General features: G+C 69.7%; 10 protein-coding genes. 6 read left to right on the top strand and 4 right to left on the bottom strand.

The window, feature by feature from the left end; all coding sequences use genetic code 11:
- Window positions 1–112: 112 nt before the first annotated feature.
- The 5 genes from BLQ77_RS09000 (at window position 113) to BLQ77_RS09015 (ending at window position 7,392) form a co-directional block, all read left to right on the top strand.
- On the top strand, window positions 113–1,720 hold the full coding sequence (locus BLQ77_RS09000; protein WP_089958082.1) for an OpgD/OpgG family glucan biosynthesis protein: 1,608 nt from the start codon (window positions 113–115) through the stop codon (window positions 1,718–1,720).
- Window positions 1,720–1,911 carry a hypothetical protein gene (locus BLQ77_RS28420; RefSeq protein WP_165617063.1) on the top strand — a complete coding sequence of 64 codons (192 nt, stop codon included), beginning with the start codon at window positions 1,720–1,722 and terminating at the stop codon, window positions 1,909–1,911. Before BLQ77_RS09000 ends, BLQ77_RS28420 begins: the two co-directional genes overlap by 1 nt.
- A 16-nt stretch (window positions 1,912–1,927) precedes the next feature.
- Window positions 1,928–3,721 carry a glucans biosynthesis glucosyltransferase MdoH gene (gene mdoH / locus BLQ77_RS09005; protein WP_089958085.1) on the top strand — a complete coding sequence of 598 codons (1,794 nt, stop codon included), beginning with the start codon at window positions 1,928–1,930 and terminating at the stop codon, window positions 3,719–3,721.
- Window positions 3,708–4,961 (top strand): OpgC family protein, encoded by a 1,254-nt coding sequence (locus tag BLQ77_RS09010; protein ID WP_089958088.1) that lies wholly within the window; start codon window positions 3,708–3,710, stop codon window positions 4,959–4,961. The genes mdoH and BLQ77_RS09010 overlap by 14 nt, the downstream gene beginning before the upstream one ends.
- 127 nt (window positions 4,962–5,088) lie before the next feature.
- Window positions 5,089–7,392: a molybdopterin-dependent oxidoreductase gene (locus BLQ77_RS09015; RefSeq protein WP_089958092.1), complete on the top strand. Its 2,304-nt coding sequence runs from the start codon at window positions 5,089–5,091 to the stop codon at window positions 7,390–7,392.
- A 189-nt stretch (window positions 7,393–7,581) separates the two neighbouring features.
- On the opposite strand, the gene hutU is transcribed toward BLQ77_RS09015, so the two are convergent.
- From hutU to hutI, 4 genes are read right to left on the bottom strand one after another with little or no spacing between them, the layout of a single operon-like run.
- Window positions 7,582–9,264, bottom strand: a complete 1,683-nt coding sequence (gene hutU / locus BLQ77_RS09020; protein ID WP_089958095.1) for a urocanate hydratase — start codon at window positions 9,262–9,264, stop codon at window positions 7,582–7,584.
- 28 nt (window positions 9,265–9,292) lie between these two features.
- Window positions 9,293–10,087 (bottom strand): N-formylglutamate deformylase, encoded by a 795-nt coding sequence (gene hutG, locus BLQ77_RS09025; protein ID WP_089958098.1) that lies wholly within the window; start codon window positions 10,085–10,087, stop codon window positions 9,293–9,295.
- On the bottom strand, window positions 10,084–11,607 hold the full coding sequence (gene hutH, locus BLQ77_RS09030; RefSeq protein ID WP_089958101.1) for a histidine ammonia-lyase: 1,524 nt from the start codon (window positions 11,605–11,607) through the stop codon (window positions 10,084–10,086). Before hutH ends, hutG begins: the two co-directional genes overlap by 4 nt.
- Window positions 11,604–12,788, bottom strand: coding sequence for an imidazolonepropionase (hutI, locus tag BLQ77_RS09035; RefSeq protein ID WP_089958103.1), 1,185 nt, complete (start codon window positions 12,786–12,788; stop codon window positions 11,604–11,606). Before hutI ends, hutH begins: the two co-directional genes overlap by 4 nt.
- Window positions 12,789–12,887: 99 nt before the next feature.
- On the opposite strand from hutI, the gene BLQ77_RS09040 reads away from it, so the two are divergent.
- Entirely contained in the window at window positions 12,888–14,225 is a 1,338-nt protein-coding gene (locus BLQ77_RS09040) for a formimidoylglutamate deiminase (RefSeq protein WP_089958106.1), read from the top strand.
- The last annotated feature ends 3 nt before the right edge of the window (window positions 14,226–14,228 follow it).

The following is a 14,228-nucleotide window of genomic DNA, read 5'->3' on the forward strand; positions in this document are numbered from 1 at the left end:
TAGGCGAAAGAGTGCCAATGGCGAACCTGCCGGATGGTTTTCCGGACCTATGTGTTTCTTAATACGGATCAGACACTTGGACGCGAAGATGACTCCCCACGACAGACCCGATATGCGACGACGACAGCAGTCCCGCAGCCTGAGCTGCCGCGGGCTCTCGCGGCGTGCCGCTCTTGGCACGCTCGCTGGTGCGCTTTCCTCGACCCTCATCCCCGGTTATGCGCTCGCGCAGGACGCCCCGCAGACGCAGGACGCCCAGCCGGGCGAGCCCTTCTCCTTTGACGTTCTTACCGAGTGGATGCGCGCGGTGAGCCAGACGGACCCGAGCACGCCGAGCGCTATTGAGGGCTTCCTGACCGAGCTCGACTACGACGATTACCAGCGCATCCGGTTCAATCCCGAACACGCACGCTGGGCCACCGATGGCTCGCGCTTCCGCCTCCATGCCTTCCACCTCGGCTGGCTGTTCAAGCAACCCGTGGTGCTGAACGAGGTCGTCGATGGCCGTGCGATCCCGATGGTCTTCTCGACCCGCGATTTCGACTATTCCAACCTCGAGCGCGACATCCCCGCAGATGTCGATATGCCGGGCGTCGCGGGCTTCCGCCTGCTGAACCAGCTCAACAGGGCCGACACCTACGACGAGCTCGTGGCCTTTCTGGGTGCCAGCTATTTCCGCGCGCTCGGTCGTGACAACTTCTACGGGCTCAGCGCGCGCGGGCTGGCGGTGAATACCGGCCTGCCCGAGGGCGAGGAGTTCCCGCGCTTCAGCCAGTTCTGGATCGAGCGCCCGGCTGAGGGCGCGGACGCGATCACGCTCTACGCCGCGCTGGAAAGCCAGTCGGTCACCGGGGCGTACCGCTTCGTCATCACCCCCGGCAGCGACACCATCATGGAAGTCACCGCGCGGCTCTTCATGCGCAACGACGTGGCGCAGCTTGGCATCTCGCCGCTGACCTCGATGTTCCTCTACGACGGCTCGGACCCGGGCGAGTTCTACGACTACCGCCCCGCCGTGCATGACAGCTCGGCGCTGGTGCTGAACGTCAACGGAACGACCTTCTACCGCGTGCTGAAGAACCCGCCGCGGCTTGCGAGTTCGTATCTCGGCGCCGAGCGCCCGCTGTCCTTCGGCCTCGTCCAGCGCGAGCGCGAGTTCGACCAGTACCTCGACGCGCAGGCCCATTACGAGCGCCGCCCGTCGCTGATGGTCGAGCCGCTCGGGGACTGGGGCAAGGGCTCGGTGCGCCTGCTCGAGATCCCGTCAGACCTCGAGGCGAACGATAATATCGTCGCCTACTGGGTCCCGGATGCGGCCGCGACGGCCGGAAGTGAGCTGGAATTCGCCTATCGCCTGCACTGGGGCATGAATCCCAAGGGCGCCCGCGCCGAAGAGCTGGGGCAGATCTTGCGCACCCGCTCGGGTGAGGGGGGCGTATCTGGTGTCGAAAAGGACACCGATCATCGAAAATTCGTCATCGATTTCGAGGGCGGGTTGTTGGGGAACCTTTCTGCTGACGCAGAGGTTGTTCCGGAGATCACGGTACAGAACGGGTCGGTTGAAGAGATGGCTATCTCGCGCATCAGCGGAACCGACACGTGGAGGCTTGTGATCGATATCCAGGGCGAACCGCAGGCCCTGGTGGAAATCAAGGCCGTGCTCACCGGGTACGGTCGGACACTGACTGAGACATGGTTGTATCAATGGGTCAAGCAATGATGGAAACTTCCGAATTCGCCCGTCCCTCAACGGATGGCCCCGTCGTAAGTAACACTGCCGCCGAAGCTGGTGCCGGGTGGGAACCGCCTTCGGCGCCGCTGGACATGCCGCGGCAGGTTCTCGAGAACGAGCGCACCACGTTCGACTGGCTTTCGGTGGCGCGCCTCTTCCGGGCGCGCACCCGCGCCTGACACCGACCGCTCCGCGATGATCCGGCAGATTCCAGCCCCTTCGCCCAGGACCCGCGCCATCCGCGCGGGTGCGGTCCTTCTCGCCCTCTCGCTGGCGAGCGTCGCCGCCGCGCTGGTCGCGGAGGCCGGAGCCACCAACGGCTTCGACCTCTGGGACGGGCTGCGCACCGTGCTGATCTTCGTGACCACAGGCTGGCTGGCCTGGGGCGCGATGCTCGCATTGTCGGGGCTGCCACAGCCGTCGCGGGCGCGGAAACAGGTGCCGCAACTGGTCCTGCCCGAGCCCAGGACAGTGGTGCTGGTGCCGATCTGCAACGAGGACGCCGTGGCGACCTTCACCCGGATCGAGGCCATGCATCACTCGGCCAACGAGGCCGGGCTGTCGCTGGACATCGCGGTGCTCTCCGACACGCAGGACGCGGCCAACGCCGAGCGCGAGAAGGCGGCCTTTGCCGACCTGATCGCGGCCACGGGCGGGGCCGGCCGGATCTTCTACCGCCGCCGCACCGACAACCGGGGCCGCAAGGCGGGCAACATCGAGGAGTTCATCCGCAACTCCGGCGGTGCCTATGAATTCGCGGTGATCCTTGACGCCGACAGCCTGATGGAAGGCGAGACGTTGCGCGAGATGATCGCCAAGATGCAGGCCGACCCACAGCTCGGCCTGCTGCAGACGCTGCCGCGCATCGTGTCGGCGCATTCGCTCTTCGGGCGCGCCATGCAGTTCGCGGCCTCGTTCCACGGGCCGATCTTCACCCGCGGGCTCGAGCGGATGCAGGGCAACACCGGTCCGTTCTGGGGCCACAACGCCATCGTCCGGGTGCGCGCCTTCGCCGAGAGCTGCGCGCTGCCGGAGCTCTCGGGCAAGCCGCCCTTCGGCGGGCACATCCTCAGCCACGACTATGTCGAGGCCGCGCTGCTGGCGCGGGCCGGCTGGAAGGTGCAGGTCGATCACTCCATCGACGGCTCCTTCGAGGAGGGCCCCGAAAACGTGCTTTCCTACGCCAAGCGCGACCGGCGCTGGTGCCAGGGCAACCTGCAGCACATCCGGCTGCTCTGGGCGCCCGGCCTCGCCGGCTGGAGCCGCTTCGTCTTCCTGCAGGGCATCCTCGCCTATGTGGTGTCGCTGCTCTGGGCCAGCTTCCTGCTGGTGTCGATCGCCGCGACCGTGCTGGCGCCGCCGCCGGACTACTTCCCCGAGCCCTACAACCTCTTCCCGGTGTTCCCGAGCGACCGCACCAAGGAGATCACCGCCCTTGCCATCGGCATCGTCGGGCTGCTGATCCTGCCCAAGCTCGGGATCCTCTTCGACGCAATCCGCAGCGGTCGGGTGCACAAGTTCGGCACTCCGGGCAAGGTGTTCTCGTCGCTGCTGCTCGAGATCCTGCTGAGCTCGCTGCTGGCGCCGGTGATGATGATGTTCCAGGTCCGCGCCGTGCTGCAGGTGTTCCTCGGCCGCGACGGCGGCTGGCCCGCCAATGCGCGCGGTGAAGGCCTGATCCACGTGTGGGAGGCCTTTCGGGCCAGCGCCTGGATCGTCGCGGTCGGCGCCGTGGGTCTTGCCGCGGCCTACTACCTCTCCGCCGGGCTGGTGCCGTGGCTGCTGCCGGTCGGCGTGCCGATGATCGCCGCCCCGCTGCTCATCGCGTGGTCGTCGCGGCCGCTCACGCACACGCTGTTCCGTGTCCCCGACGAGGATCATCCGTCGCCCGTGGTCGCGCGCTACCGTGCGCTGATGGCCGCGAAACTGAAGCCCACGACCCAAGGCGGCACCTCGCCGACCCAGGTGACCGCAGATGCCGCAGCATGACACCACCGCGGTGGCGGAGACCGTGGCCCAGAGCCCGGCTCCCCTCCGCGAACGCGACCCCCGCATCGATGCCTTCCGTGGCGCCGCGCTGGTGACGATCTTCGTCGACCACGTGCCCGGCAACCCCTACGAGCTCTTCACGCTGCGCAACTGGGGCTTCTCGGATGCGGCGGAGGCGTTCTTCATCATGTCCGGCATCGCCGCGGGTCTCGCCTATTCCGGCGCCTTCCGCACCAAGCCCTTCCTCGAGGCGGCGGCGCCGATATGGAAGCGGTCGTGGACGCTCTATGTCGTGCACATCTTCCTGACGCTGGTGGGCGTGGCGCTCTTCGCCGGCGGGGCGGCCTATTTCGGGCTGCCCGAGCTGCTCAGGATGAACAACATCGGGCCGATCTTCGACAAGACCATGGCGTCGCTCGTCGGGGTGCCACTGCTCACCCACCAGATTGGCTACGTGAACATCCTTCCGGTCTACTCGGTGATGCTGCTGGCCGCACCCTTCGCGATCCGCATGGCGATGTGGCGGCCGTGGCTGCTGATGGGCTGCTCGGTGCTGGTCTGGTACGCGGCCGGGCTCTGGCGCCTGAACTTCCCCAACTTCCCCAACCCGGGCGGCTGGTTCTTCAACCCGTTCTCGTGGCAGCTTATCTTCGTGATCGGCCTGCTCTCGGGCGTCTACATGCGGCGCGGCGACCGGTTCATTCCGCGGCAGCCGTGGCTGTTCGCGCTGGCGGCGGGCTTCCTCGTGCTGGTGCTGGCATGGCGCTACCTTCCGGGGTTGGGCGAGGTGCTGAACCACCAGATGTCGCTGCTCGGCAAGGCCGGTGCGCCGTTCCACGTGGTGTCCCACGACAAGACCTTCGTGGCGGTGCCGCGGATGCTCCACGCGCTGGCGCTGGCCTACGTGCTCTCGGCGATCCCCGCCATCCGCAGACTCTGCGGCCACGAGATCGCCTCGCCGCTGCGCCTGCTGGGCCGGCACGGGCTGCTGGTCTTCGCAACCGGCACGCTGGTGTCGCTCGCGATGCAGGTGCTGCTGGTCGCCGCGCCCAACCCCGCCATCGTCGCGTGGCTGGTGCTGCCGGTCGGGCTGGTGGTGATGCTGGGCGCCGCCATGATCGCCGAGCGCCGCCGCGACCGGGCCGCCGAGGCTGCGAAGGCCGCGAAGGCCGCCGAGCTGGTGGCTCGCATCGCGCCCCGTCCCGGCACCCTGCGCGCCCCGGGCAAACCGGCGCTCTGAACCCCCCTTCACCGGCGGCCCGATCGCGGGCCGCCGACCCCCTGCCTCCGTGTGTTGATACAATGCCGGCCTTGTGGCTGGGCCTGCCGGTGGTACGTTCGTCCGCGTTCCGCCGCAGGAGAAGACCATGCCCAAAGATGCCCCGCCCGCCACCCGCTACACCTCTGCCCACTGGGGCGTTCGCGAGGTCCGGGAGGACGCGGGCGGAGTGATCCTGCACGCCCTCGCCGACGATCCCTGTCCGAACGCCATCGGGCTCGACCAGCTGACGCCCGAGGTGCAGTCCGCCCGCGTCCGCCGCCCCGCCGTGCGCGAGAGCTGGCTCCGCCATGGCCCTGGCGCCGACCCCGAGAAACGCGGGCAGGAGCGGTTCGTCGAGGTCGAATGGGACCAGGCGCTCGACCTGGTCGCGGCCGAGATCGACCGGGTCCGGCAGGCCCATGGCAACGGCGCCATCTTCGGCGGCTCCTACGGCTGGTCGAGCGCCGGGCGCTTCCACCACGCGCAGAGTCAGGTTCACCGCTTCCTCAATGCCGCCGGCGGCTACGTCGCCCACCGCAACAGCTACAGCCTCGGCGCGGCGACGGTGATCCTGCCGCACGTGCTGATGAACATGCACCGGCTGATGGAGTGCCACACCGACTGGCAGACCCTCGCCGAGGACTGCGAGCTCTTCGTCACCTTCGGCGGCGTGCCGGACAAGAACGCCCAGATCTCGGCGGGCGGCGTGCGGCGACACCACCTGCCGCGGGCGCTTGGCGTCATGCGCGAGAGCGGCACCGAGTTTGTCAACATCGGCCCGGTGGCAGACAATCTCGCCCCCGAGACCGAGGCGACGTGGATCCCCGTCCGCCCCAACACCGACACCGCCTTCATGCTGGCGCTGGCCTACGTTCTGGCCGACGAGGAGTTGCTGGACCGGGCGTTCCTCGCCAGCCATTGCGTCGGCTTCCCGCAGTTCGAGGCCTACCTGCGGGGCGAAAGCGACGCGTGCCCGAAGACGCCGGACTGGGCGGCCGAAATCACCGGCGCCCCTGCCGAGACGATCCGCGATCTCGCCCGCCGCATGGCGTCGCATCGCACCACGGTGAACATGTCGTGGTCGCTGCAGCGCGCCGACCATGGCGAGCAGCCCTGCTGGATGCTGGTGACGCTGGCGGCGATGCTCGGTCAGATTGGCCTGCCCGGCGGCGGGCTCGGCATCGGCTACGGCGCCGAGAACCTGCTCGGCAGCCGGGGCCGGCGCCTGCCCGGGCCGACGCTGTCGCAGGGCATCAACGAGGTCTCGGATTTCATCCCCGTCGCCCGCATCGCTGACATGCTGCTGACCCCCGGCGGCCAGTACACCTATGACGGCACGACCCGGACCTATGCCGACATCCGGCTGGTCTACTGGGCAGGCGGCAACCCGTTCCACCACCACCAGGACCTGACCCGCCTGCGCCGCGCATGGGCCAAGCCCGAGACCATCGTGGTCAACGAGCAGTACTGGACCGCCACGGCCCGACACGCCGACATCGTGCTGCCAGCGACCACTGCGCTCGAGCGCGAGGACATCGGCTACGGCACGCTCGAGGAGCACATCGTGTGGATGAGCCGGGCCTCCGAGCCGCTGGCCGAGGCGCGGGACGACTACGCCATCTTCTCGGCGCTGTCCGAGCGGCTCGGCGTGGCGCAACGCTTTACCGAGGGGCTCGATGCCGAGGGCTGGCTGCGCCGGCTCTACGACGAGAGCCGCCAGCGCATGGGCGGCGAGGGCGTGGACCTGCCCGAGTTCGACGCCTTCCGTGACCAGGGGCTGATCGAGCTGCCGCCGGGCAACGGTACGGTGATGCTCGAGGACTTCCGCAGAGATCCCGAGGCGCATCCGCTCGAGACGCCCTCGGGCCGGATCGAGATCTTCTCGGACACCATCGCCGCCATGGGGCTGCCCGATTGCGGCGGCCATCCGATGTGGTTCGCCCCCCGCGAATGGCTGGGCGCCCCCGAGGCGCAGCGCTGGCCGCTGCACATGCTCTCGGACCAGCCCAAGGGCAAGCTGCACAGTCAGCTCGACCACGGCGCCACCAGTATGGCGACGAAGCTCGACGGGCGCGAGCCGCTCTGGATGAACCCCGCCGACGCCGAGGCGCGTGGGCTTGCCGAGGGCGACGTGGTGATGGTGCACAACGACCGGGGCCGCTGCCTTGCCGCCGCCATGCCGGATGCGCGGATCATGGCGGGCACGGTGCGGATGGCGACCGGCAGCTGGTACCACGAGGTCGACGGGCTCGAGATCGCGGGGAACCCGAACGCGCTGACCGCCGACCGGGGTGCCTCGGGCCTGTCGCAGGGCGCGGTGGCGCAGAGCTGCCTCGTCGAGGTGGTGCGGTTCGAAGAGACCGCGCCCACCCCCGCGCCGTGGTCGCAGCCGGCCTTCACCAGCGCCTGACCTCCGGAACTCCGGGTTGCGCAGGCCTTTGGCTGGGCCTGACGTTCGGCACCCCGGATCGCGCTGGCCCTCACCAGCGTCTGAAGTTCGGCACCATAGAGTGCGGTGTCTTGGCCGGCGCCTGACCCTCGGCCTCTCCAGATCGCGCCGCCCATCACCGGGCGGCGCCTTTTCTTGAAAGGCGAAGGCTCAGCCGAGGATGCGCGGCAGCCGCAGCCCGTGCGCGCGGGCGCAGTCGATGGCCTCGGGGTAGCCCGCATCCGCGTGGCGCCAGACGCCCGAGGCCGGGTCGTTCCACAGCACCCGCTCGAGACGCTTCGCGGCCTCCGGCGTGCCATCGGCGCAGATCACCACGCCTGCATGCTGCGAAAAGCCCATGCCGACACCGCCGCCGTGGTGCAGCGACACCCATGTCGCACCCGACGCCGTGTTCACCAGCGCGTTCAGCAGCGGCCAGTCGGACACGGCGTCCGAGCCGTCGCGCATCGCTTCGGTCTCGCGGTTGGGCGAGGCCACCGAGCCCGAATCGAGGTGGTCGCGGCCGATCACCACCGGTGCCTTCAGCTCGCCGCTCGCCACCATCTCGTTGAACTTCAGGCCCGCGCGGTGACGATCCCCAAGCCCGATCCAGCAGATCCGCGCCGGCAGACCCTGGAAGGCGATGCGCTCGCGCGCCATGTCGAGCCAGCGGTGCAGGTGGTCGTTCTCGGGGAACAGCTCCTTCATCGCCTGGTCGGTCTTGTAGATATCCTCGGGATCGCCCGAGAGCGCCGCCCAGCGGAACGGACCCACACCCTTGCAGAACAGCGGGCGGATATAGGCGGGCACGAAGCCCGGAAAGGCGAAGGCGGTCTCGAGCCCTTCCTCCTTGGCCATCTGGCGGATGTTGTTGCCGTAGTCGAGCACCGGAACGCCTGCCTCCCAGAAGCCGACCATCGCGGCCACGTGGTCCTTCATCGAGGCCCGTGCCGCGCGGTTCACCTCCTCCGGCGCGCTATCCTGCTTCTCGCGCCACTCGGCCACGGACCAGCCCTTGGGCAGGTAGCCGTGGAACGGGTCGTGTGCCGAGGTCTGGTCGGTCACGATGTCCGGGCGCGGGCCGCCGTCCCGCATGCGCTTCAGAAGCTCGGGGAAGATCTCGGCGGCATTGCCGATGAGCGCCACGGACTTGGCCTCGCCCGCCTTGGTCCAGCGGTCGATCATCGCCAGCGCCTCGTCGAGGTCATGGGTTTTCTCGTCGCAATAGCGGGTGCGGATGCGGAAATCGGCGCGGGTCTCGTCGCATTCGACGGCGAGACAGCAGGCGCCCGCCATGACCGCGGCGAGCGGCTGCGCGCCGCCCATGCCGCCGAGACCGCCGGTCAGGATCCACTTGCCGGTAAGATCGCCGTCATAGTGCTGGCGGCCCGCTTCGGCGAAGGTCTCGTAGGTGCCCTGAACGATGCCCTGCGCGCCGATGTAGATCCAGGACCCTGCGGTCATCTGGCCGTACATCATCAGGCCCTTGCGATCGAGCTCGTTGAAATGTTCCCACGTGGCCCAGTTGGGCACGAGGTTCGAGTTGGCGATCAGCACGCGCGGCGCATCGGCGTGCGTGCGCACGATGGCGATGGGCTTGCCGGACTGAACGACCAGGGTCTCGTCCGCCTCGAGATCCTTGAGGCTCTCGACGATGCAGTCGAAATCCTCCCACGTGCGGGCGGCGCGGCCGATGCCGCCGTAGACCACCAGCTCGTGCGGGTTCTCGGCCACGTCCGGGTGCAGGTTGTTCATCAGCATCCGCAGCGGTGCCTCGGTGAGCCAGCTCTTGGCGTTCAGCTCGGGGCCGGTCGGCGGGAAGATGTCGCGAAGGTTGTGACGTGGGTTGTTCATGGCGATGTCCTTTCGGGCGGGCGTCGGCTCAGGCAAGGGTCGGGGCGACGTCGATCAGGTCTTGCAGGATGGGTTTGAGAAGCGCGCGCAGGGCGTCGGCCTTGTCCGGGTCGAGTGTGAAGGGCGGTTCCTCGGAGCCGAGATGACTCGCCTGCGCGAGCTCCATCTGGATGGCGTGCAGCCCCTCGGCGGGGCGGCCGTAGTGCCGGGTCGTCCAGCCGCCGCGGAACCGGCCGTTGAGCACGTGGCTCCGCCCCGAGACGGCGCAGCGGTCGAGCACCGCAAGCTCGACGGCGGCGGCACAGGTGCTGCCCATGTCGGTGCCGATGTTGAGATCGGGGAGCGTGCCGTCGAAGAGCCACGGGATCACCGAACGGATCGAGTGGCAGTCGTAGAGGATCGCCACGCCGTGGATCGCCTTCACCCGCTGCAGCTCGGCCTTGAGAGCGGCGTGGTAGGGCGCGTGCCACGCGGCGAGTCGGTCGGCGATATCGGCCTCGGTCGGGCCGTGGCCGTCCCTCCAGATGGGGGCGTTGTCGAAGGTGGTCACGGGGACCAGCCCGGTGGTGGTCTGGCCGGGGTAAAGCGAGGCCCCGGTCGGGTCGCGGTTGGCGTCGATCACGTAGCGGTGGGCGTTGGCCTGCACCGCAGTCACCCCGGGCACGAGGTCGCGGTAGAGAGCATTGATATGCCAGTCGGTGTCGCGCAACAGCCGCCCCTCGTCGTTGAGCCGGGCGCGGATGTCCTCGGGCACGTGGGTCCCGGTGTGCGGGAAGGCGAGCACAAGCGGGCTGTCGCCCCGCGTGACGGTGACGGGGGTCATCGGGAGATCTCCGGCAGGGTGAGCGTGGCGGTCAGCGCGCCCTCGGCCACCAGCGCGCCGGCGGCTTCCATGTCGGGGGCGAGGTATCGGTCGGGGCCGAGCTCGGGCACGCGGGCGCGCAGCGTGGCGATGACGCCCTGCAACGCGGGCGAGGACGCGAGCGGCCCGCGCAGCGCGATCCCCTGCGCGCCGGTCATCGCCTCGACCCCGATGATCCAGAACAGGTTCTGCGTCATCGGCAGCAGACGACGGGCACCGTGGCAGGCCATGCTCACATGGTCCTCCTGATTGGCGGAGGTCGGGGTCGAATCCACCGAGGCCGGGTGCGAGAGCTGCTTGTTCTCGCTCATCAGCGCCGCGGTGGTGACCTCGGCGATCATCAGCCCCGAGTTCAGTCCGGGCTTCGGCGTCAGGAACCCCGGCAGGCCGTAATTGAGCGCCGGGTCCACCAGCAGCGCGATGCGGCGCTGGGCGATGGCGCCGATCTCGGCCACCGCCAGCGCGATCTGGTCGGCGGCAAAGGCCACCGGCTCGGCGTGGAAGTTGCCGCCCGAAACGATGCGCCCGTCCGACAGCACCAGCGGGTTGTCGGTGGCGGCGTTGGCCTCGATCTCGAGCGTCACGGCTGCCTGCCGCAGCAGGTCGAGGCAGGCGCCGCCCACCTGCGGGTGGCAGCGAATGCAATAGGGGTCCTGCACGCGCTCGTCGCCATCGCGGTGGCTGTCGCGGATCTGGCTGCCCTCGAGCAGTCCACGCAGGCTGGCGGCGACGTCGATCTGGCCACGATGGCCGCGCAGGGTGTGGATCTCGTCGGCGAAGGGCGCGGTCGAGCCCATGGCGGCGTCGGTCGACAGCGCGCCGGTGACGATGCTTGCCTGCAATGCCCGCTCGGCCCGGAACAGCCCCGCAATCGCCAGCGCGGTCGAGACCTGCGTGCCGTTGATCAGCGCCAGTCCCTCCTTGGCGACCAGCGCGATGGGCGCGAGCCCGACGCGGGCCAGCGCCTCGGCCCCGGGCAGGCGGTCGGTGCCCACCCATGCCTCGCCCTCGCCGATCATCACGGCGGCCATGTGGGCCAGCGGTGCGAGGTCGCCCGAGGCGCCGACCGAGCCCTTCTCGGGGATCACCGGCATCACGCCCCTGTCCAGCATCGCCTCCAGCAGCGCCACCAGCTGGGGCCGCACGCCCGAGGCACCCCGGCCCAGCGACATGAGCTTCAGCGTCATGATCAGCCGCACGATTTCGGGCGCCAGCGGATCGCCGACGCCGCAGCAATGCGACAGGATCAGGTTGCGCTGCAGCGTTGCCACGTCACCCGGCGCGATGCGGATCGAGGCGAGCTTTCCGAAGCCGGTGTTGATGCCGTAGACTGCCTCGCTGCCCGCGGCGACCTCGGCCACGCGGGCGCAGGCCGCCTCGATGCCGGGCATGGCCTGCGGATCGAGCCGCGCTGGCGCACCCTCCCAGTAGACCTGTGCGAGAACGGGCAGCGTGACGCTGCCGGGGGTGAGGGTGATCATGCGATCTCTCCCTTGAAGACACGCCATTTCAGCGGGTTGAAACCAATGCGGTTGACGAGCAGCGCGACGCTCTCAGCCTCCCACAGCGCGAAATCCGCCGAGAGGCCCGGCGCGATGCGCCCGGTCTCGGCGCCCAGCCCGAGGGCCGCAGCGGCTATGCCGGTGACGCCGTCGAGGCATTCCGGCACCGTCAGGCGGAACAGCGTCGCGCCCATGTTCATGATGAGCAGCAGCGAGGTCACGGGCGAGGTGCCGGGGTTGCAGTCGGTGGCGAGCGCCATCCGGACGCCGTGCTCGCGGAAGGCCCCGACGGGCGGCAGCCGCGTCTCGCGCAGGGTGTAGAAGGCACCGGGCAGCAGCACCGCGACGGTGCCCGCCGCGGCCATCGCCACGGCGTCCTCGGCAACGGCGTATTCCACGTGATCCGCCGACAGCGCCCCGTGCCGCGCGGCCATCTGCACGCCGCCCGACCGGGTGAGCTGCTCGGCGTGAAGCTTGACCGGAAGCCCGAGCCTGGCGGCATGGGCAAAGAGCGGTTCGAGCTCGTCGGGCGAAAAGGCGATGCCCTCGCAGAAGGCGTCGACCGCATCCACCAGCCCTTCGGCGTGGGCCATGTCGAGCCCGGCGATGGCCACCTCGCGGATGTAGTCGGCGGCACGTCCGGCATAGGCGGGGGGCAGGGCGTGGGCGGCGAGCCAGCTCGTCACCACGCGCACCGGGCGGATCCCGGCCAGCCGGCGCGCGGCGCGGAGCATGTTGAGCTCGGCCTCGATCTCGAGCCCGTAGCCCGACTTGATCTCGACCGTGCCGACGCCCTCGGCCAGCAGGTGGTCGAGCCGAGGCAGGGCGCTCGCGACCAGTTCGTCGACGGAGAGCGCCCGGGTGGCCGCCATGGTCGAGGCGATGCCGCCGCCCTCGCGCGCGATCTGCTCGTAGCTTGCGCCCTCGAGCCTCAGCTCGAACTCGCGCGCGCGATTGCCGCCGTAGACCAGATGCGTGTGGCAGTCGATCAGCGCGGGCGTCATCAGCGCGCCGCCGCAATCCACCAGCTCTGCGCCCGCGCGGTCGAGCGTCGCGCCAACGGCGACGATCCGGTCGCCCTCGGTCAGCACCTCCAGCGCCCCGGGCGTCACGCCCGCCGCGCCGGTCACCACCCGCGCATTGATCCAGAGTTTTCGCATCACGTTCTCTTTCCTCATCCGTAAAACAAGTATATACATATTTTACGAAAACGGCGGAAGCCCCATTCTTGCCGCCAATCTCGCGACCCCGGAGGGACCATGAAATTTGCAGCGAAGCGGGCACTCCTGCCCGGGGGATGGGCCGAGGACGTACTCGTCACCGTCGGGGCCGGGCGAATCGTCGCGCTGGGCAGGGGACAGGACGCAGAGGCGGATCAGGTCGACCTGCTGCTCCCCGGCGCCTCGAACCTGCACAGCCACGCCTTCCAGCGCGGCTTCGCCGGCCTGACCGAGGCGCGCGGCCCGGGGCGCGACAGCTTCTGGACCTGGCGCGAGATGATGTACCGCTTCGCCCTGCAGCTCGATCCCGACGGTGCCGAGGCCATGGCCGCAATGGCCCAGGTCGAGATGCTCGAGGCCGGCTACACCCGCGTGGGCGAGTTTCACTACCTCCACCATGACTGCGACGGCCGCGCCTATGCCGACCCCGCCGAGATGTCGGCGCGGATCTTCGCGGCGGCAGAGGACACCGGCATCGCGCTCACCCATCTTCCGGTGTTCTACGCCCATGGCGGCTTCGGCCCCGCGCCCGCGAGTGACGGGCAGCGCCGCTTCCTGCACGACCGCGACGCCTTTCTCGGACTGGTCGAGCGCTGCGATGCCATGGCCCGCGCGGGCGACGTGGTGGGCTACGCGCCGCACTCGCTGCGGGCGGCGGATGCGGCGGATCTCCGGGCGCTGGCAGAGGCACTGCCCGGGCGCAAGGTCCACATCCACGTGGCCGAGCAGGTGAAGGAGGTCGAGGACTGCCTCGCCTTCTGCAACCGCCACCCCGTCGAGCGGCTCTACGAGACCGCCGAGGTGACCGCCGACTGGTGCCTGATCCACGCCACCCACCTGACCCCGGGCGAGGTGGCGCTGATCGCGCGCTCCGGCGCGGTGGTGGGGCTCTGCCCGGTGACCGAGGCCAATCTCGGCGACGGCGTCTTTCCGGCCCCCGACCTCCTCGCGCGCGGCGGGCGCTACGGCGTCGGCACCGACAGCAACGTGCGGATCTCGCTCGCCGAAGAGCTGCGGCTGCTGGAATACGGTCAGCGTCTGACCGCCCGCGCGCGCAACGTGCTGGCAACCGAGGAAGGCTCGACCGGCACGCAGCTTTTCCGTCAGGCGCTGGCGGGCGGCGCGCAGGCGCTGGGCGCGCCCGCGCCGGAGATCGCCGAGGGCGCCCTCGCCGATCTCGTGGCGCTGCGCGATCCGCTGGAGCTGGGCACCGGCGGGGCCGAGACGCTCGACCGCTGGATCTTTGGTCCCGAGGTCGCGGTCAGCGACGTCTGGGTGCGCGGCCGGCACCTCGTGCAGGACGGGCGGCACGTCGCCCGCGAGGCCGTCGCCGCGCGCTTCTCCAAGGCGGTCCGCAAGGTGCTGGCGGGGGCCTGAGCC

This window comes from Salipiger thiooxidans, assembly GCF_900102075.1.
Taxonomy (GTDB): Bacteria; Pseudomonadota; Alphaproteobacteria; order Rhodobacterales; family Rhodobacteraceae; genus Salipiger; species Salipiger thiooxidans.